We start from the raw sequence: 20,308 nt of genomic DNA on the forward strand, positions 1-20,308 counted from the left end.
TTTATAAAAAAATCATATCATATTGAATAAATTAATTTAACGACTGAATAGTTACAATTTTTGTTTGTTTTACTTAAAATATAAATTTTTACATATATTATCGCATTGCGTTTGTATAAAAATTTGAATTTAAATTCCTGTTCACTCTAGCAATTCTACTTTTTATTATTTTTCAAATTTTGTTTTTAAAACAGATGTAAAATGAAAAATTGGACAAAAATACATTATAATATATAATTAATATATATTTATCTACAATTTTTCACATGAAATTAACAAGTAGATAAATTTTAAAAATCGTTAGACTATATCTATAGATTTTTTATTCAGTAATATTTTATTTATATAACAGGAGGAAAAAATTATGGCAAAAGAAAATAAAACTAATGCTATGAGAATTTTAGATAGTAATAAAATAAATTACACTACTTATAGCTATCAAAATAAAGATGGAAAAATAGATGGCGTAGCTGTTGCCCATAAAATAAATAAGAATGAAAATGAAGTTTTTAAAACTTTGGTCACTCAGGGACACTCCAAAGAATTTTATGTATATGTTGTTCCAGTTGCACAAGAACTAGATATGAAAAAAGCTGCAAAAGCCGCGTCTGAAAAAAGCATTGAAATGATACATGTTAAAGACATAAATAAAATCACAGGATATATAAGAGGTGGATGCTCTCCTATTGGAATGAAGAAAGCATTTAAAACTTTTGTTCATAACACCGCTTTGAATTGTGAAACAATAGTATTTAGTGGTGGTAAAATTGGATCTCAAATCGAAATAAATCCAAGGCAATTAGAAAATATACTAGATTGTACATTTGTAGATTTAATCAAATAGATTACATTAGTAGAAATAATAAATAAGTTAATTATATTTTGATAATTATCTGTATTTAAGGCTGGTCATATTTATTTGATGTAAACAAACTTAGAAAGTGCCATTTTTGTGTATGCAGAACATATGTTCTATATACGCAAAAATGGCACTTTCATAAAAAAATTACTATCAAAATATATTTTTTACATCTCTATATTTTGATCTTATGTAGAAAAATCCCAATAAGCAATTATATACTTTTTTTATTGTTTCCTGAATGATTATAACATCCATTAAATTATTGTATTCCAAATAATAAACTGCATTAAGATTATTATTTATTAATCCTAATACAGTTTGTCTAATAATCCTATACTCTCCTACTCTACAACTTCTCCTACTAAAGAAAATGATTTAGCTTCAATTATTTTCACCTTAACAAGTTTTCCTATCATTTCTTTACAGCCATCAAAGTTTACAAGCTTAGCATTTCTTGTTCTACCAGTTAATTTATTTTCATTATTCTTACTAGTTCCTTCAACTAAAACTTCATATATCTTTCCTTCAGCAGCTTTATTTCCAACAACAATTCCTTCATTAACGGCTGCCACAAGCCTATTAAATCTATCATGTTTAACATCATCAGGAATTTGATTTTCCATTTTATCTGCTGGCGTGTGATTTCTTCTTGAATATATGAAAGTAAACGCAGCATCATATCTGACTTCTTTTACTAGGTTAATTGTTTCCTCAAAATCTTCTTCAGTTTCTCCAGGGAATCCAACTATTATATCTGTTGAAAATGTTACGTCTGGAATTTCTTCTCTTATTTTTTTAGCTAATTCTAAATATTGTTCTTTATTATAATGTCTATTCATTTTTTGTAATATTTCATTACTACCACTTTGTACAGGTAAATGTATTTGTTCACAAAGCTTATCACAATCTCTTATAGCATAAACTACATCTAAAGTTAAATCTTTAGGATGAGATGTCATAAATCTTAATCTTTCAAGTCCATCTATTTCATTAATTCTTCTTAAAAGTTGTGCAAAGTTAATTTCTTCTTCAAGACCTTTACCATAAGAATTTACGTTTTGCCCAAGTAAAGTAATTTCCTTATATCCATTAGAAACTAATTCTTTTATTTCCTTTTCTATGTCTTCTGGTTTTCTACTTCTTTCTCTTCCTCTAACATAAGGAACTACACAATATGTACAAAAATTATTACATCCATACATTATAGTAACAAAAGCTTTTACATCACTTTTTCTGTCTATTGGAACACCTTCTACAATTTCAGTTTCTTTATCAAAAATCTCTTTAACTTGAACTCCTTCAACTTGAACTCTATGCAAATATTCTGGGAACTTGTATGCATTATGAGTTCCAAATATTATGTCAACGTAAGGGAATCTGCTTAAAATTTCATCTGCCATCCCCTTTTGTTGCATCATACAACCGCATAAAGCTATTATTAAATTAGGATTCTTCTCTTTTTGCTTTTTTAGTCTGCCAAGATTTCCAAAAACTTTATTTTCTGCATTTTCTCTTACACAGCAAGTGTTAAAAATTACAATTGAAGCTTCATCTCTATTTTCTGTTTCTTCATATCCTTGAGACTTAAGCATTCCTGAAAGCTTCTCAGAATCTTCTTCATTCATTTGACAACCCCATGTTTCAATAAAGAAGTGTTTGTTTCCATCTTTCTCAACTATATTATTAAGCTGTTTATCATCAAATTTTATCATTAATATTAAACCTCCACTTTAAGTAAATTCATTTAATAATATTAAATAATCATATTCATCAATAGATATAATTCTTAATACTAAGACCTACAACTAAATATTATCACCATAATATTATATCAATCATAACAATGTATAGGCAACATCAAAATTGATTTTTCTGTTATCTATTAATAGTACGATATTAAAAAGACTATAATACTCTAGGTCTTTTATTATACACCATTTATTGTTTCTCTGTTTCTAATATAGATTTTACGATAATATAATTTAACTTATTTAATGATTGTCCTATTTCTCCAAACTCATTGTTGCTATTTATATTTATTGGTTCAGATAAATTATATTTATTTAAAATTATCCATCAACTATTAACATAAAAATAAAGAAGTGTATTCACTTCTTTATTGCTAAAACATAAGAATATATGACCTTTTAAATTTAAAAGTTTTCATACCTTTTTAATATCTGATTCCAAACCTCTATTTCATTTATATGTTTTACCATTTAAATTTTCTCTAAAATGTTACTTATGTTAACCACATGTGAGATTTCTATCTCCCCATGAAATCATTTGTTCTATAGTTGGTAATAATTTAATACCTTCATCTGTTAAGAAATAATAGGATCCTATAGTATTTCCTATAGCATTCTTTTGATTTTTAATTATATTAGTTTCTTGTAACAAGTCTAATTGCTGAATTAATACTTTCTTACTACATTTATTATCTAAATGACGTAATATTTCACTAAATCGCTTACTTCCATCTTTAATAAACTACATTATACTTGGTACCCATCTTCTTCCTAAAATATTGGATAATGCCTCTACTGGACATCCATATTCTACTTCATCAACCATGAATTTATTGGTACTCATTATCCACCTCCATATTAGTTTTATTTGTATTTAAACATCTATATAAAAATTCATTAGTATACTTCTAATTTTAAAGAATCTTAATTATATCTCTATGTTATAACAAATAATTATATTAATTAAAAGGCCATGATACAATTATGAGTCTATATAAACACAGGTCTATTGAAAATTACCGCTTAACCCTTCCATAGTATAAAAATTTCCACAATACATTGTTGTTATATCTATATCTATATCAGTATTTGAAATTGGAATAAAAGTATTTTTTTCTAATCCCTCTTCAGTGATAATATAAACTTTCAATGTTATATTATCTATATAGCAATCATATTTAGTCATTTGCTTATGTTCGTATTTAACTGCATTAATAAAATCTAATTTACTTTTAAAATCACTTTTTCTTCCATAGACTATTTTCTTATCATGATTCCAACTTAATTTGTTATCCATTTAAATCATCCCCCATAAATTCTAAAACTGTTTGTATTTCAAATTTATAACCTATTGCTCCAAGTAGTTATTTTTCCATATTCCTCAAACCCAATTTTTTTATATAAATTCAAAGCTTTATAATTATTTACATCAACATTTATTGTAACATGTGAAACATGTCTCTTATAACATAAGTATATTAAATATTTTATAAGTATTTCGCCATAACCTTTTTTTCTATAATCATCCAATATTCCTACATTAACGATTGTATAAAGATCTTTCTTCGAAATAACTTGTCCATATCCTATTGCAACATTTCCAATCATTATAAAAACACATAAATCATTTATATAATAGTCTTCCTCTTCTTCTAGCTTTATATCATAAGGAACTAGCGGAATTCTATCATTATCTCTAAACACAGAATTTTGAATAAAGCACCTTAAACTCTCATCTTCTCTTTGAGTGAAAATTTTAAAGTTTATGTTTTTCTTAAAATCAAACTTACAATTAGATGTCCTCATTTTCATTAACGATGTAGCCCTTATTGGACTAAAATTTAATTTAGTCATTATATCATAAGTTATGTTACTGTCTACTACATCAAAATTTAAAGTTTTATTTTTAAACGTATTAATTAATTCTTTTGAAACAAAGTCAATATAATAATCACTTACATATAAAGATAAAATTTTTATAACTTCTGCTAATGGATATTGCATCCATAAATAACCTATATATTTGTTTTCATATTTAAATAGCTTAATTTCTTTTCTTTTCATATACTTAACAACAAATGATTGTTCATTATACAATTCAAAAAAATCTTTGTTATTAATATACTTATCATTAGCTTCTTCTTGTAGTGTTTTAAAATATTTTAGATTTTTTAATGATAACTTTTCTATTATAAACATAAAACTCCTCACTTCTAATAAATAAAGTATAGTATTAAAAAAATACTTAGTCAATTAAGTACAGTTAACAGAAGTTAATTTTTTCAAAGTAAAAAGAACCCCTATATAAATTATATTGGGGTTCTTCTTATTTATACATGTTTTATTAAATATCTTTTATACTTAAGCTTACTCTTTTATTTTCTTCATCAACTTCTAATATTTTTGCCTTAACCTCTTCACCAACACTAAGTACTTCTGATGGGTGTGCTATTCTATTAAATGAAATTTTTGAAATATGGACTAATCCATCAACTCCAGGTTCTAATTCCACAAATGCACCAAAATCATTTATTCTTACAACTTTACCTAAAACTATTGAACCTTCTGGATACTTTTCTTTTACATTTTCCCATGGTTTTGGAAGTAACTCTTTTCTACTTAAAGATAATTTCTTATTTTCTTTGTCTAGAGCTATAATCTTAACTTCAATCATTTCACCTTTTTTCAATATATCTTCTATATTCTTAACATGATTCCATGAAATTTGAGATAAATGTAATAACCCATCTATTCCATTAACATCTAAGAATGCACCGAAATTAGTAAATCTCTTAACTTCAGCTTTAATTACATCCCCAATATTTAAACTTCCCCAAATTTTCTCTTCTTCTGTTTCCTTAAGAACTTCTAATAAAACTCTTCTAGATGCAATAACTTTTTTATGTTCTTCAGCAGAATAATCAATTAATTTAACTTCTAATACTTGATTAATACATTTAGATTTATCTTTAGTAAATCTAACATCTATTTGAGAAGCTGGAATAAATATTCTTATTCCTTTATAATAAGCAACTAGTCCATTTTCTGAAGCCTCTTTAATTTTAACTTCAAAAGTTTTACCTTCATTAAACAATATATCAAGTTCTTTATATGCCTCTTCTTTTTCGTATTCAAGTCTTGATAAAACAACATATCCATCAGAATTTTGTAATTTTATAACTTTAGATTTTATGCTATCACCTATATTAAGACTTTCTACCACACTCTCAATATCTTCCTTTGAAGTTAATTCATTAAAAGGAATAACCCCATCTATTTTATATCCTACAAGTGAAACTATAATAGTGTCTCTTGTTTTTGAAAGTATTTCTCCTTCTACCTCATCACCAATCACAAATCTTCTATCAAGTTGATTCATTAATGATAATTGATCATCGTTTTTAATATTTTCTGTATTACTCATAATTCCAATTACCTCCTTAATAATCCAATCTGGTGTAGATGCACCAGCTGTAATTCCTATTTTATTTATATTATTTATAAAATCTTTAGGTAACTCATTAACATTTTCTATGTGTATAGTATTATCACAATTTTGTTTAGCAATTTGATATAGCTTAGTTGTATTAGAGCTATTTTTCCCACCAATTACTACCATAGTTTCTACTTCTTTTGATAATTTATTAGTACTTCTTTGTCTTACATCTGTAGCTGCACATATGGTGTTAAAAGCTAACACTTCTTTAGCCTTTGCGGAAACGTTTTTGATTAAAGTTTCCCAATTAGCTGCTTTTTCTGTTGTTTGAGATACTACACATACTTTAGCAGGTATATCCCCATCAAGTTCTCCATTTTTAGAAATTATAGCTTCATTGTTACACCAACCATTTATCCCTATTACTTCTGGGTGATTAGCGTCACCAAGTATTACTATATTATATCCTAATTTGTAATATTTATTTACCTTTTTTTGTATCTTGGTTACAAAAGGGCAAGTGGCATCTTTGACCTTCAATTCATTTTTTTGTAAAAGATTTAGTACTTCTTCTGATACTCCATGAGATCTTATAACAATAACATCATCTTTGTTCAAAGTAGCTATATTTTCTAATTCTATAGAATATATGTTATTTTTCTCTAAAAATTTTACAACATCATTATTATGTATCAATGGACCTAGAGTATATATTTTCTTTTCTTCTTGATTTTGTATTTTTATAGCTTCATCAACTGCTCTCTTTACTCCAAAGCAAAAACCAGCATTTTGTGCTAAAATAACTTCTTTCATTTGCTTTTCTCCTAAAGTTTTAAATATTTTTAATTGACTCTTATATAAGAATTAATTTTTTCTGTAACTGCAGATATATTTAACCCAGTAGTATCTATTTCAATAGCATCATCAGCTTTTCTTAAAGGATCTATCTCTCTATGAGTATCTTTATAATCTCTATCTATAATATCTTTTAATATATTGTCATATAAACATTCAATATCCCTATCCTTAAGTTCTTTAAATCTTCTATTTGCTCTTTCCTCTGGTGTAGCTGTTAAGAAAAACTTAAATTTAGCATCTTTAAGTACAACTGTACCAATATCTCTTCCATCCATTATAACATCAAATTTATTTGACATATCTCTTTGAAGTTTAACCAATTTACTTCTCACTTCAGATATAGATGCATAAGAAGATACTATATTACTTATTTCTGGAACAGTTATTTTATCTTGAATATTTTCATTATTTAAAATCAAATCATCATTTTCAAAATGCATTTCCATAGTATCTATTAATGAACATATCTTTTCTATATTACTTTCAGATATATTATTTTCTTTACATTTTAATGCTACAGCTCTATACATAGCGCCAGTATTTATATACATAAGATTAAACTCTTTACCTACTAATTTTGCTATTGTACTTTTTCCAGCACCTGCTGGGCCATCTATCGCTACTGCTATTTTCAAAACTTATTCCTCTTTTCTAAAAATCTTAAATTAGTTTAAAAACCTTTAATAAGATTATATAATTTTTTATTACCTCAAACAAGAAAATATTTAGTTTTTATTCAATATGACTTCCAGCAATTACTCCAGTTGCAAATGCAATTTGTACATTATAACCACCAGTAAAAGCATCTACATCCATAACTTCACCACAAAAAGAAAGATTATCTATAATCTTAGATCTCATAGTAGATGGATCAATTTCTTTAACATCTATTCCGCCTTTTGTTACAATTCCTTCAGCAAGAGGTCTTAGCCCATTCAAATCAAATGAAAAGTCTTTAAGAAGGTTAACTAAATTTCTTCTTTCTTCTTTGGTGATTTCATTAACTTTCTTTTCTTCAGGTATATTAGACATTTCTATTATCATTGGAATTAGTTTTTGTGGTAATAATTCATTTAATGAATTTTTAAAATCTTTATTTAAATATTTATTAAAATCCCTTTGTATTCTTTTATCTAATTCACCTAAGTTTAATGATGGTTTAAGATCTATATGTAATTTATAATTTTTGTTATTCTCTATAAATCTACTTCCGCTTAAAATAAGGGGACCTGATACACCAAAATGTGTAAATAACATTTCACCAAAATTTTTATATACAACTTTTTTATCATTTTCTTTTATTATAACTTCTACATTCTTTAATGATAATCCCATAAGATCTTTAGTTTTGGCATCTTTTACAACCATAGGTACAAGTGCCGGCTTTAATGGAATTATCTTGTGTCCTAATTTTTTAGAAAATTCTTGTCCGTCACCTCTTGAACCAGTAAGAGGATAAGAAGCTCCTCCAGTTGCTATAATATAATGATCTGCTTTTAAAATTTCATCAGTATTTATTTCAATGCCAGTTATGTTATTATCCTTATATTTAATATCAGTAACCTTTGAATTTAATTTTATTTCTACGTCTGTTCTACTTAGTGCATTTGATAAGCCTCTGATTATATCAGATGATTTGTCTGACTCAGGAAATACCCTATCTCCTCTTTCTACTTTTAACTTAATTCCTTCATCAGAAAAGAAGTTCATAGTATCTTCATTAGTAAATGTATATAATGCACTATATAAAAAATGCGGGTTACCAGGTATGTAATCAAAAAATTCTGAGATATCCTTTGCATTAGTAACATTACATCTACCTTTACCAGTAATAAATAATTTTTTACCTAATCTTTCATTACCATCTAATAATGTTACTTTATGTTCTTTTGCAGCTGTTATTGCAGCCATCATTCCAGCTGGGCCTGCTCCAATAACAATAACTTTGCTCATTAAAAAAATCAGCTCCTTAATTAAATAATATTTATAAGTATCTTATAATAGTATTAATATTGATACTTTAATTAAAATTTGTATAACTTTAATTATACAATATATCCTCAATTTAATATATAGCTATAATTAACTACTGTTTTAATCATGTATATATTCAAATCTATATTCTTGCTTTATATCTGGGTATTTTTCTTTATCAACTTTACTCATAAACATGTCATAAGGTCTAATAAAAGTCTTAAAATCATCATATAATGCTTTGTATACAACAAATTCCTCACGTGTCTCACTATGTATTGCTATATCTATAACTTTATATTCTTTTCCTTTAAAGTGTCTGTATATTCCAGTTTTAAATTCTCTCATTGTGATTCTCCTTATAAATATTAAATATAATGAAAATATTTTTTAATATACATATATTTTATAATTCTACTTAATAATAATCCCAAGTATCTTAGATAATTCCAAAGCTTGCATAGGTGATACTATAACATCTTTCAATTCTTTTCCTGTTAATACAATTGAAGAGATATCACTATTAGTAAAATCTACACCTTTTAGATATGTGTTAGCAAATTCACTGCACATTAAGTTACAACTATTAAACGCTACTTTATTAAAATTACACTCTAAGAAGATTCCATTCTCCATATTACATTGATCAAAATTTGTTAATTTCATCTTTGAATATGAGAAATTAGAATACTTACCTAGACATTCCTTAAAAAGCACATTTTGCATATTAGATCCGCCAAAATTACTTCCTGTTAATTTACAATTTTTAAATTCAACTCTGTGTATACTTCCTTCAGAAAAGTCTATATTAGATAGATCACAATTTTCAAATACAACATCTAATAAGCTTATATTTCTGAAATAACATTCATTAAATATAACATTTACAAATCTACATCCGCTTATTTCTACTCTTTCTTCATTTATATAATCTAATTTACAATCTTTAATCAAATTATTTGAAAGATATTTTTCATTAATTAGTTCATCTTCAATGTTTACATCCTCTTCTAGAGCACTTAATAACTTAGGTTTTAATACCTTATTTAAAATAGACATATTTATCCCTCATTTTTCTATAAACTGTTGTTTTTATACTTATATTATCATATTTCTAACACAATTATAAAACTTTAAATAAATTAAAATTATACTTCGAAATACATAGGATAATATTTTAAATATGAAAATAGATTTCGTTAAGACTATGAAAAAACAAATAAGTAAAATGCTTTTCACTCTACCTTATTTGTTTTTAACATATATAAGTATTTATATATGTTACTTATATAACTTTTCTTTTAATATATGTACAATTACACAAATAAAACTTATTATTATCATAACTGGTAATGTATTTCCTACTATTATATTTATTTTCATAAATATTCTGTAGATAATAAAACCAATTATCCATATAATTAAATTCAACACATTAAGTTTTGAATTTAACTCTCTATTTTTTAGTATAAAGTAATCTGTTACAACTATTGCTATCATAGGTGCAAATACAGAACCTATTAGATATAAAAAGTTTTCAAATTGTTCTATTGGTGTAAACATAGCAATTAACATTCCAATTACACAAACAATAACAGATAAATATTTTGTGCTAATTTTTTTACTTATATTTGTGCAACTAATACCTGCTGAATAAACATCTAAAAATGTGGTTGTTACCGTTGACATTAAAACAATTATCATAGCTATAATTCCAAGTCCTGCTTGCATAAGAATTTGTGCAATATCAGAAGTTCCTGCATATAAGCTTCCATCTAGACCTATTATATACATCCACACACTACCAATAAAATAACTTGAAACACTTACAGGTGTTATTACTTTACTATCTTTTATATTTCTAGTGTAATCAGCTATAAGTGGTAGCCATGAAAGTGGCATTGCAACTGATAATTCAACTGCCATTCCAAAGCTTAAACTATTATCATTTAAGTTACTTAATTTAAGACTTGCCCCTTTAAAAATAACTATACCAAGAATAATAGTTAAAATAAAAAGTCCACCAACAGCAATAATATTTAATTTGCCAAGATTTTCAAACCCTATTAATATCCATATAATAATTAGTATTCCTATTAATATACACCATAACGCTTTATTTTCAAATCCAAATAAACTGTTAGATACTACATTTAATACATTTGTTCCACCAATAATCATTATAGCTGTCCATCCAACTAACTGTAAAATATTTAATGAAGAAAAAACATATGATCCATATTTTCCAAAAGATATTCTAGATGATTCCATTGAAGATAAACCACTCTTAGTTCCTATAAGTCCTGCAAAATATAAAAGTATACATCCTATAACATGTCCTAAAATTATTGCTAAAATACCTTTTTTCAGGCCAAGTGGGGCTATTAAACCACCTGTTAGTATTTCTGCAATGGATACAGATGCTCCAAACCATAGTAAGCTATTGTTTAATAAAGTTTTTTTCTTGTTCATAACAAATTCCTCCTAAAAATAAAATATGGGATATACCAATAAAGATATATCCCATTAAAAACATTTAATGTGTATTCCCTACGTTGGCATTATCCAAATCAGGTTAAGGGTCAAAGTTGCATTTAACTTCCTCTCAGCATACATGCGTAAGCTCCCCTATTATTAAGTTTTATATGTTAAAATTAATATTATCTATTTAATTTATAGAACTGTTGTATTCTGATATCATACGATCTAAGTAATAACTTAAATCTTCGACTGGTGACGGTTCAGATTCAGCATATACAATTCCTGGAGTATATACAATCCCAGCACTTAAATCTTGTTTTTCTACAACTTCAACTATTCTATTAGCACTTTCAATAAAGCAACTTGAATTCTTTTGTAAAGCTTCTAAATGAATAGAACCATTTTTATCTTTTGAATACACCTTATACTGTTCATAAGTTTTATTTAATGTATCTAATAAAGTTTTATACTTTGTAATATCACTAGATAATATATTGGTATCATCAATCTTATTATCTGACATATAATTTATAATAGCATCTCCATCAATTAGTAATTTCAAAGTATAATATTCAAAATCTTGTCCATTTTTCTTATATGTATCTAAGTTCTTACCCATGATTTCAATTGCTATAGGATTTAGTTTTTCTGAAAACTGCATATATCTATAATACCACATTTCTATTTCATCCATATATCTATCATGAATTTCTTGTGCTCTTGATAAATTATCATTTTTGTATTCTTCCTCATTGTAATATGCATAAACTTCATTAATTATATTATACATATTTCGTGTTTCATCAATTAGTGTTATAGCACTTTCATCAGCATCTGTTTTTGGCTTTTGTATAGCTTCTTCTTTTAGTATATCTAAATCATTGAAGAAACTATCTATTACTGGTGTGATTCCTGAAATACTATTACTTGGAATTATAATTTTATCACCATTTCCAAACTGCTCAACATAAGGAGTCACTGATGCATCAAATCTCCACAATATATTATTGTTTAATTTTACATATTCTTGATATTTTTCTTCTTCTGCCACTGTATTTTCTCCATCACTACACAAAGCCATGATAGGAATAGTTATTGTAAAAAGTAAAGTTAAAAATATAAAACATTTCTTTTTAGCATTGTCTTTTTTCTTCTTTAAATCATTGGGATCGTTTGTATGTATTAGTCCTAATTGAATTTGTTCCTTGTATTGAGAATTCAATTCCATATATAATTCTATAGATTCGGGATTTTCGTTTCCCATTTCTATTGCAAATTTAAGATCTTCTCTGATTTTTTTATCAAAATCTATTATTCCAAATTTATCTGCCCTCCTTGCAAGAAGCATCCCAAAGCCAAAACAAAAAAGTGATATAATCCCAAATAATATAATATCTGAAACTTTTAAATTATTTGAAGAAGTTTCAATAAAAAATGATCCTAATATTCCAATAATAAATACTGCTCCTACTGCCTTAAGCATTGCCCCTAATACTGAAAGCACATTAGCTCGTACACTTCCCTTATAAATTTTGTATCGTATTCGCATAAAACATTCCCCTTTCTTTTTAACGCAAAGTCGCTTCACATTATATCATAACAAATTTGTATTAAATAGAAAAAATAAACAATGTTAATTAAATAATAAGAAATACTCCATATTATGGAATAAATAATATAGAGTATCTTTTTGTTTAATTAGCATTTTGAAAATCTTCTATTAAATTATTAGTCGCATTATCAATAATAATAGCTATTCTTTTGCCTTCTATTCCTAAATTTTTAAGTTTTAAAATTATATTTTCTTGATAAATTTTAAATTTTAATAATGTTTCATTTAATATTAACTTAGAATCATTTTCTTCACTTCTGATAAAATCATTCCAAAATACAAGAGGTATACTTAAGCTTTGAAGAAGATTGTATGCTAAATTTATTTCTGCTTTTAAATTATAGTGCTTTGTATAGCCTAACAACATTAATATTCCTTTTGCAATTTGTAATATACTACTTTCTAAATCTTTATCACATAAAATAAGCTCAATAATGTCAGTTAAACTATTTATAGCAAAACTTTTATGAGGTTCTGGTAATTTAGATATTAGTGATGTAGAAAATTTATATATTATTTTCACAAACGAACATGGAGTTGTCTCTTTTCTTAAAGTACCATTACCATCCAACATTATATTAGCTTTATGATAGTACAATGGATTTTTTTGAAAAGAGGTTTCTATATATTTTTTCTTCTCATTTATTGAATTAAGAAGACAATTCACATAATCATATTTAGCATTAATAGATATTATTTTATCTTTATTTTTATTTATTTCTTTAGAGTATCTATTAATAAATTCATTTGAAAAGCCTTGTCCATCAAAAGATACACATCTATTTATTTTATTAGATAAAAGTGTAACATATTTAGCTTTATTCCCGCCTTTAGAATGACCTGTTACTGTGATATTTGTATATTTTAGATTATTTATATATTTTAAAGCACTTATTTGTTCTGGTGTATCAGACATATAGGCACCTTCACCATTGTCTCCCCACTCTTCTATTGTCTTAGTTCCTCTAAATACAACATAAGCATTATCGTGCTTATCAATAAAGCAAGCAGTTTTTACACCATTATTATCAACTTCTACATTATCAATCTTTAAGTTATTTAATTTATCATTTTCTTGTATTTGTTTTAAAACTAATATCCATTCTTTTTTCTTTACTACTTCTCCACATTCACCATTAATCATAATAGCTTTCTTCAAATTATTTCTATACAACATGGATTTAACAAGTTTGCCAGCAGTATTGTCATTAAATACATTCAGTTTAAGATATATTAAATTAGATAGTAGTAATAATTCACTATTATTTAATTCAGACATGTTTATCCTCCATAAAAAGTGATTAAAAAATATTATCATAATTTCAATATATTAACTATTAGCACAAATAACACAATAAATTAAGTAATAATTCTCCCCCATCTATACTTGACACGCAAAAAGAGCAAACATTAACAAAATGTTTGCTCTTTCTTAGTAACTGATTTTTAAGTTGTCCGCCAACTGGGTACGCCTTAAATCATACATTACCTCCAGGATTTTTTCTAAAACCAAGTAACATATTTATAATATAACTACTGCTTTAATAAAGTCTTTTGGCTTATCCTTCATTAATAAAAGAGCATCTTCTATATGTTCAAAACCATTATATACATGTGTAACTAATTTACTTAAATCAACACGATTATATATTACTAAATCTCTTAACATTTCTGCTCTAAGACGTCCGCCTGGGCAAAGACCTCCTTTTATAGTCTTATGAGCCATTCCACATCCCCAATCAACACGTGGTATTGGTAAAGTATCTCCACTTCCATGATAGTTAACATTTGAAACCACTCCACCAGGTTTAAGCATAGATATCGCTTGTCCTAATGTTTCAGGACCACCGCCTGCCATAATGACACGATCAACACCTTTTCCATTGGTTAAATTCATGATTTGTTTAACTATATCACCATTTTTGTAGTTTACAATATCTGTTGCTCCATAAAATTTAGCAGTTTCAACGCAAATTGGTCTACTTCCTACGCCAATAATCCTACCAGCTCCACGTAATTTAGCACCTGCTATACCCATTAATCCCACTGCTCCAATTCCTATGACTACAACACTAGATCCCATTTTTATATCAGCTAATTCTGCACCATGAAAACCAGTAGTCATCATATCTGTTATCATAACAGCACTTTCTAAAGATATTTCTGATGGTAAAAGTGCTAAATTCATATCTGCATCATTTACATGAAAATATTCTGCAAAAACTCCATCTTTAAAATTTGAAAATTTCCATCCAGCAAGCATACCATTTGAATGTTGTTGAAAACCAGCCTGAACTTCTAAAGATCTCCAATCTGGAGTTGTGCAAGGAACTATGACCCTATCTCCAACTTTGAATTCCTTAACTTCACTTCCAATTTCAACAATTTCCCCTACAGCTTCATGACCTAAAATCATATTATGTCTATTTCCAAGTGCACCTTCAAAAACAGTATGAATATCTGATGTACATGGTGACACAGCTAACGGACGTACAATTGCATCATATGGACTTGCAACTGGCCTTTCCTTTTCAATCCATCCAACTTTATTAATACCCAACATTGCAAAACCTTTCATAACTAAATCCCTCCTAGTTCAATTTTCACTAAAATGTGGTTTAAAAATATATTTATAATTTATTTTAGGTTTTATCATAATATATTATTAGCAATGATCGTGCCAATTTTAATTTTAAAAATTTTTTAATCATAAGTTTTCTATAAAAACTTATATATCATGCCATTATTCTAATAAATATCTTTTAAACTTAAAGTTTATGCTGTATTTTATAAAATTTAAAATAAAAAAGTGTTGCAAAATACAACATTTTTTAAATAAATACTGTTGTATTTTGCAACACTGTTGTTTTTTTATACAATATAAAAATATATATTACAATTTGCTTTTCAGTAAAATTAATATATACATTAATTTTACCTAAATTCAATATTATATTTTTTGATTTTTGCATATAATGTGCTCCTATTTATACCTAAAACTTTGCAGGATTTGGTAATATTCCCCTCACAATTATTTAAGCAAACTCTTATTGCTCTTTCTTCTAATTCTTCTAATGAGCACATATCACATTGTAAATCTATATTGCTACAATTAGCCTTTTTTTTAACTAATTTTTTATTTTCAAAACTGAAAGAAGTATTTCCGTCCATATTTATGATATTCTCAATACAATTTTCTAATTCTCTAATATTTCCTGGCCAATCATAATTTAATAGATTTTGATATAGAGTTTTCTCAATTATTGGAATACACTTTCCTAATTTAATAGACTTTATTTGCAAAAAATGTTCTATAAGAATTTCTATATCACCAACTCGTTCTCTTAATGATGGAACATATATTGGAATCACACGTAATCTATAATATAAATCTTCTCTAAAAGTTCCTTTTTCTACTTCATTTTCTAAGTTTTTATTAGTTGCAGCAATAATTCTTACATTTACATTAATACATTTATTTCCTCCTATTCTAGTAATACATCCTTCTTGCAATACCCGTAAAAGACTTATCTGCATATCTAATGGCATTTCTCCTATTTCATCTAAAAATAGTGTTCCTCCATTTGCAAGTTCAAATTTCCCTGCGCATCCTCCTCTTTTAGCGCCAGTAAAAGCCCCTTCTTCATATCCAAATAACTCACTTTCTATTAAACTTTTAGGTATTGCTCCACAATTTATTGCAACAAAACTACAGTCTCTTCTATCACTATTATTGTGAATGGATTGGGCTATAAGTTCTTTTCCTGTTCCACTTTCTCCTTGAATGAGTACTGTAGAAGGACTATTAGCTATATTTTTCGATTCTTTTTTTAACTTTAGGATTTGCTCGCTTTTGCCAATTATATCATTAAACGTGTATTTGGCTGTTCTACCTGTATACTTATTAACTAAATTGTATACATTTTTCATATCTTTAAATATACATACAATACCACTTATATTCTTTTCTTTATCTTTTATTGGATATACATTTAAATTAAACCTTTTCTTTTTATTCGAATATATAATTTCTATATCTTCATATGTTCTTCCACTTTTAAGATGATCAAATATTTCTTCCCAATTATCTAAAACTGAATCTACATTCTTATTTATAACATCTTTTTCTTTTATATTTAACATATCACATGCACTGTTGTTTATAGCTTTCACTATACCTTCTATGTCTACAGCAAAAATCCCTAAATTTAACGAATTCATAACTCTATTTAAATATTGATGTGCTTTAAACAACTCTTTTTGAGTCTTTTCAACCTTTAAATGATTTTCAATTGATTTTACAGCTGCCACTACAAGTCCTAAAGTATGAGGGTGAGCTAGTTGACGTCGTCCAGTTAAATTTAAACAACCAATTATATCTTTTTTTTCATTATGAATAACAGCAGAAGAACATGTCCAAATATGAAAAGCTTTTATAAAATGTTCTTCGCCCAAAATTTGAATTGAGGAATTTTCATAAAGGGCAGTTCCTATACCATTAGTTCCCGCACTTCTTTCACTCATATCTGTTCCTTCTACAATTCCAACTTTAATCTGATCTATTATTATATCTTCATCACCTATAATAGTAAGAACAACTCCATTTTTATCTGTAAGATATAATGAAAATCCTGATCCTCTTAAAAAATCATAAAGTATTTCCATAAATGGTCTAGCTATATTTATTAACTCACAGTTTTTTCTTATCAATATATCAAGTTCTTTATTCTTAAGCATTCTTGAAGGATGATGAATATTGTTTCCCACACCATATTTAATACATCTTTTATGTGATTTATTTAATATTTCTTGGTATGTATTTTCTTCAAACATTTAATCTTACCTCCACACTATTGATTTGTAATATATTATCTATTTTGATAAATTTTAGCTTACATACATATTGTAACTCAATAATAATATTTCATCCAATAAATAACATATCCACTTTTAAAAATTAAATTTAATCTTAGTAAAACTTATTTTAAATAGATATATAAATAAAAGTTGTTTTAATGTAAAAATTTCAATAATGTTTATGAATGCCATTAATCAAAATATAAAATAACTAAAAAATATTCTAATTCTCTATGTAGCAAAAAGAGCAAACATTTTATCAATGTTTGCTCTTTCCTAGTAACTGATTTTTAAGTTGTCCGCCAACTGGGTACGCCGTACGTCGTACATTGCTTCAGGAATTTTTACGTTGCCCATCACAACTGCATACCTATTTCTGATATGCTCCTCTGCCGGATTTAAGTGTCAGTTCACTTAAGATAAATTGTTTAACCTTTATCTTAGATTCATTATATAACACATTGTAATTGATTACAATAGTAAATTAAAAATTTTTTTAATTTACTATTATTCTATATTGTGTCCTGTATGATAAATACAACTTTTAATTTGTGATGATGTTGCTGGACTATTATATATTATTTCAACACTTTCTCTTGCTGCATCAATACACACTTGATTTACACCCTCTATTTTTATTAATGCATTCTTAACTTGTGTTTTCATGTTAGAGTTTGATAAACCTTGAATAATATAATGTTCTCTTTCCATACTAATTTCTCCTTATATAAAGATTGTTATGGCTATTTTTAAAGCCATAATTTTTCATTGTGTCTAATATTTTTGCATTTGTGAGAAAAACATCTAAGACAAATACAAAAATCTATAAAAATAGTATATACATTAAGTATGAATTATATCCTTCTTTCATATATAATTTAATTATATACTTATCTATTCTATAATTCTGTAAAATAAAAGGACTAAGTAATTTTACTTAATCCTTTGTTTTAATCAATATTTATTAGATTTTTCATGGTTTAGTTGTATTTTTTTATATTTGGGAAATTAGGACAGTTTATCTAAAAAACTTTTTAAAATATTTGCTGTAATTCCCCATATAACATAGTCTTTGTATTTATAAAAAAGTGAAATATATTTACCTTCTTTAAATTTGTAGTCTTTTCCATTAAAAATTAAATTGTATGGGAAATCATCTGATCTAGTCACAGTTAATTTACCAGTTGACTTTAATGGATTATATAAAAGTAAGTATTTAAGTGGTACGTAAAATACTTGATCTACTTCACTTTCATTTATAGACAATTCATTAATATTATTTACTATTCCCAGAAAACTGTGAATTATCATTCCGTCATGCCTTACAGTAATGTCTAATTCATTTATTATTTTAATGTCTTTAATTCCTAATTCCTCATAAAATTCTCTCATTCCTGCTTCTTTTGGTGTTTCATTATTATCTATTCTTCCACCTGGAAAACATATGTCTCCTGGCTGAGCATTTAATTTTTTAGATCTTACTTCAAATAAGATATGTACTTCTCCATCTATTTCTACTAGAGGTATTATTACAGAAGCTCTCTTATCTTTTTCCCATCCATTTATATAAGGACTTAAATTTTCAATTCTATTTGTTATTTTATTTATATTCATATTTATTCTCCATTTTTAATATTAATTTTTAAAAAATAATTATACTTTAATTATATGCAATTAATTATAATTACATAAATTTAAAACAAAAATCATTTTATGTTAAGATTAATTTTAAACTTAGTATAAAATTAATATATTTATATCTATCTTATATCTATATATTTTCGTTATCAATAAAAAATAAAAGCATGGATAAATCTAAATTTATTAAAATCCATGCTTTTGAAATAAATTAGATGAAATTATATTTAACTTATTACAACTTTAGTTTCTTCGGGAATATTATCCCAGATCCACTTTGCATTTATTTTATTTAATCTAATACAACCATCAGATAAAGCCTTTCCTAATCTTCCATCTCTAATTGATCCATCTAAATTATATATTATAGAGTGAAATAAATAGTTTCCCTTAAATTGTGTATAGTACCAACACTTATAGCCCTTATTAACTCCAAAATATAAACCTTTCACTCCAATTGTAAAATTTCCGGTAGGTGTAGGTGTTTCTTTTTTACCAATTGTACATAGATAACTATGAACTATTTTCCATTTTCCTTTACTTCCATTAAATATATTTACTTTGAAATTTTTTAAATCAACCCATATAAAATATTGAGTTTTACTTAAAAAATCATTTAAATTAACATACTCAGTAACAATGGTTTCATAATTTGCTCCTGCACCATCAATAAAATTAATCCTATTGTATCTTAAAAGTTTATTAAAAAAATCCTTCATTACAATTATCCTTAACAATTATTCTTAATATAGTATATGAATAATTAAAAAAATGTATAAAGCCTAAAAAATATCACTAAAAATTACATCATTAACACTTTTTATTTTTTTTAATACAATATA

At 26.0% G+C, this 20,308-nt stretch carries 18 protein-coding genes and 1 riboswitch; of the genes, 1 reads left to right on the forward strand and 17 read right to left on the reverse strand.

The features are described 5' to 3' along the window. Window positions 1–364 precede the first annotated feature (364 nt). A complete protein-coding gene (gene ybaK, locus RYM86_RS14130) occupies window positions 365–844 on the forward strand; it encodes a Cys-tRNA(Pro) deacylase (RefSeq protein ID WP_315081275.1) in 480 nt (159 codons plus the stop codon). 359 nt (window positions 845–1,203) lie between these two features. On the opposite strand, the gene miaB is transcribed toward ybaK, so the two are convergent. The 17 genes from miaB to RYM86_RS14215 all read right to left on the reverse strand — a co-directional run bounded on the left by miaB (window position 1,204) and on the right by RYM86_RS14215 (window position 20,185). Beyond that, the gene (gene miaB, locus RYM86_RS14135) at window positions 1,204–2,574 is read right to left on the reverse strand and encodes a tRNA (N6-isopentenyl adenosine(37)-C2)-methylthiotransferase MiaB (RefSeq protein ID WP_315081276.1); all 1,371 of its coding nucleotides are present in this window, start codon (window positions 2,572–2,574) and stop codon (window positions 1,204–1,206) included. A gap of 535 nt (window positions 2,575–3,109) precedes the next feature. Further along, window positions 3,110–3,349, reverse strand: a complete 240-nt coding sequence (locus tag RYM86_RS14140) for a winged helix-turn-helix transcriptional regulator (protein ID WP_315081340.1) — start codon at window positions 3,347–3,349, stop codon at window positions 3,110–3,112. Window positions 3,350–3,616: 267 nt separating this feature from the next. Beyond that, window positions 3,617–3,907, reverse strand: coding sequence for a hypothetical protein (locus tag RYM86_RS14145; protein WP_315081277.1), 291 nt, complete (start codon window positions 3,905–3,907; stop codon window positions 3,617–3,619). 44 nt (window positions 3,908–3,951) lie between these two features. After that, window positions 3,952–4,809: a GNAT family N-acetyltransferase gene (locus RYM86_RS14150; RefSeq protein WP_315081278.1), complete on the reverse strand. Its 858-nt coding sequence runs from the start codon at window positions 4,807–4,809 to the stop codon at window positions 3,952–3,954. 145 nt (window positions 4,810–4,954) lie between these two features. After that, window positions 4,955–6,859 carry a bifunctional 4-hydroxy-3-methylbut-2-enyl diphosphate reductase/30S ribosomal protein S1 gene (locus RYM86_RS14155; protein ID WP_315081279.1) on the reverse strand — a complete coding sequence of 635 codons (1,905 nt, stop codon included), beginning with the start codon at window positions 6,857–6,859 and terminating at the stop codon, window positions 4,955–4,957. A gap of 29 nt (window positions 6,860–6,888) precedes the next feature. Continuing rightward, the gene (gene cmk / locus RYM86_RS14160; protein WP_315081280.1) at window positions 6,889–7,539 is read right to left on the reverse strand and encodes a (d)CMP kinase; all 651 of its coding nucleotides are present in this window, start codon (window positions 7,537–7,539) and stop codon (window positions 6,889–6,891) included. A gap of 97 nt (window positions 7,540–7,636) precedes the next feature. Then, complete coding sequence (locus tag RYM86_RS14165; protein WP_315081282.1) at window positions 7,637–8,857, reverse strand: NAD(P)/FAD-dependent oxidoreductase; 1,221 nt, start codon at window positions 8,855–8,857, stop codon at window positions 7,637–7,639. A 141-nt stretch (window positions 8,858–8,998) separates the two neighbouring features. After that, window positions 8,999–9,226: a DUF1653 domain-containing protein gene (locus RYM86_RS14170; protein WP_315081283.1), complete on the reverse strand. Its 228-nt coding sequence runs from the start codon at window positions 9,224–9,226 to the stop codon at window positions 8,999–9,001. A 66-nt stretch (window positions 9,227–9,292) separates the two neighbouring features. Beyond that, window positions 9,293–9,937 carry a pentapeptide repeat-containing protein gene (locus RYM86_RS14175; RefSeq protein WP_315081284.1) on the reverse strand — a complete coding sequence of 215 codons (645 nt, stop codon included), beginning with the start codon at window positions 9,935–9,937 and terminating at the stop codon, window positions 9,293–9,295. A gap of 222 nt (window positions 9,938–10,159) precedes the next feature. Further along, window positions 10,160–11,350: a putative hydroxymethylpyrimidine transporter CytX gene (cytX, locus tag RYM86_RS14180; protein WP_315081285.1), complete on the reverse strand. Its 1,191-nt coding sequence runs from the start codon at window positions 11,348–11,350 to the stop codon at window positions 10,160–10,162. A gap of 58 nt (window positions 11,351–11,408) precedes the next feature. After that, window positions 11,409–11,518: riboswitch (TPP riboswitch) on the reverse strand. Window positions 11,519–11,546: 28 nt separating this feature from the next. Next, window positions 11,547–12,908 (reverse strand): DUF3829 domain-containing protein, encoded by a 1,362-nt coding sequence (locus RYM86_RS14185; protein ID WP_315081287.1) that lies wholly within the window; start codon window positions 12,906–12,908, stop codon window positions 11,547–11,549. Between the two features lie 145 nt (window positions 12,909–13,053). Further along, complete coding sequence (locus tag RYM86_RS14190; RefSeq protein WP_315081288.1) at window positions 13,054–14,250, reverse strand: Mbeg1-like protein; 1,197 nt, start codon at window positions 14,248–14,250, stop codon at window positions 13,054–13,056. A gap of 243 nt (window positions 14,251–14,493) precedes the next feature. Further along, a complete protein-coding gene (locus tag RYM86_RS14195) occupies window positions 14,494–15,549 on the reverse strand; it encodes an NAD(P)-dependent alcohol dehydrogenase (RefSeq protein ID WP_315081289.1) in 1,056 nt (351 codons plus the stop codon). 356 nt (window positions 15,550–15,905) lie between these two features. Next, entirely contained in the window at window positions 15,906–17,804 is a 1,899-nt protein-coding gene (locus RYM86_RS14200; RefSeq protein WP_315081290.1) for a sigma 54-interacting transcriptional regulator, read from the reverse strand. A 531-nt stretch (window positions 17,805–18,335) separates the two neighbouring features. After that, window positions 18,336–18,539 carry a heavy metal transporter gene (locus RYM86_RS14205; protein ID WP_315081291.1) on the reverse strand — a complete coding sequence of 68 codons (204 nt, stop codon included), beginning with the start codon at window positions 18,537–18,539 and terminating at the stop codon, window positions 18,336–18,338. A gap of 297 nt (window positions 18,540–18,836) precedes the next feature. After that, entirely contained in the window at window positions 18,837–19,442 is a 606-nt protein-coding gene (locus RYM86_RS14210) for a CoA pyrophosphatase (RefSeq protein WP_315081293.1), read from the reverse strand. Window positions 19,443–19,693: 251 nt separating this feature from the next. Then, a complete protein-coding gene (locus RYM86_RS14215) occupies window positions 19,694–20,185 on the reverse strand; it encodes a L,D-transpeptidase (RefSeq protein ID WP_315081295.1) in 492 nt (163 codons plus the stop codon). Window positions 20,186–20,308 lie beyond the last annotated feature (123 nt).

It is taken from the genome of uncultured Clostridium sp., from assembly GCF_963527835.1.
In the GTDB taxonomy this organism is placed as follows: Bacteria; Bacillota; Clostridia; order Clostridiales; family Clostridiaceae; genus Clostridium.

What these genes read in the sequence shown, in the direction of transcription:
- ybaK (WP_315081275.1), top strand. Translation starts at nt 365, where the DNA reads ATGGCAAAAGAAAATAAAACTAATGCTATGAGAATTTTAGATAGTAAT.
- miaB (WP_315081276.1), bottom strand. Translation starts at nt 2,574, where the DNA reads ATGATAAAATTTGATGATAAACAGCTTAATAATATAGTTGAGAAAGAT.
- RYM86_RS14145 (WP_315081277.1), bottom strand. Translation starts at nt 3,907, where the DNA reads ATGGATAACAAATTAAGTTGGAATCATGATAAGAAAATAGTCTATGGA.
- RYM86_RS14150 (WP_315081278.1), bottom strand. Translation starts at nt 4,809, where the DNA reads ATGTTTATAATAGAAAAGTTATCATTAAAAAATCTAAAATATTTTAAA.
- RYM86_RS14155 (WP_315081279.1), bottom strand. Translation starts at nt 6,859, where the DNA reads ATGAAAGAAGTTATTTTAGCACAAAATGCTGGTTTTTGCTTTGGAGTA.
- RYM86_RS14165 (WP_315081282.1), bottom strand. Translation starts at nt 8,857, where the DNA reads ATGAGCAAAGTTATTGTTATTGGAGCAGGCCCAGCTGGAATGATGGCT.
- RYM86_RS14170 (WP_315081283.1), bottom strand. Translation starts at nt 9,226, where the DNA reads ATGAGAGAATTTAAAACTGGAATATACAGACACTTTAAAGGAAAAGAA.
- RYM86_RS14175 (WP_315081284.1), bottom strand. Translation starts at nt 9,937, where the DNA reads ATGTCTATTTTAAATAAGGTATTAAAACCTAAGTTATTAAGTGCTCTA.
- cytX (WP_315081285.1), bottom strand. Translation starts at nt 11,350, where the DNA reads ATGAACAAGAAAAAAACTTTATTAAACAATAGCTTACTATGGTTTGGA.
- RYM86_RS14185 (WP_315081287.1), bottom strand. Translation starts at nt 12,908, where the DNA reads ATGCGAATACGATACAAAATTTATAAGGGAAGTGTACGAGCTAATGTG.
- RYM86_RS14190 (WP_315081288.1), bottom strand. Translation starts at nt 14,250, where the DNA reads ATGTCTGAATTAAATAATAGTGAATTATTACTACTATCTAATTTAATA.
- RYM86_RS14195 (WP_315081289.1), bottom strand. Translation starts at nt 15,549, where the DNA reads ATGAAAGGTTTTGCAATGTTGGGTATTAATAAAGTTGGATGGATTGAA.
- RYM86_RS14200 (WP_315081290.1), bottom strand. Translation starts at nt 17,804, where the DNA reads ATGTTTGAAGAAAATACATACCAAGAAATATTAAATAAATCACATAAA.
- RYM86_RS14205 (WP_315081291.1), bottom strand. Translation starts at nt 18,539, where the DNA reads ATGGAAAGAGAACATTATATTATTCAAGGTTTATCAAACTCTAACATG.
- RYM86_RS14210 (WP_315081293.1), bottom strand. Translation starts at nt 19,442, where the DNA reads ATGAATATAAATAAAATAACAAATAGAATTGAAAATTTAAGTCCTTAT.
- RYM86_RS14215 (WP_315081295.1), bottom strand. Translation starts at nt 20,185, where the DNA reads ATGAAGGATTTTTTTAATAAACTTTTAAGATACAATAGGATTAATTTT.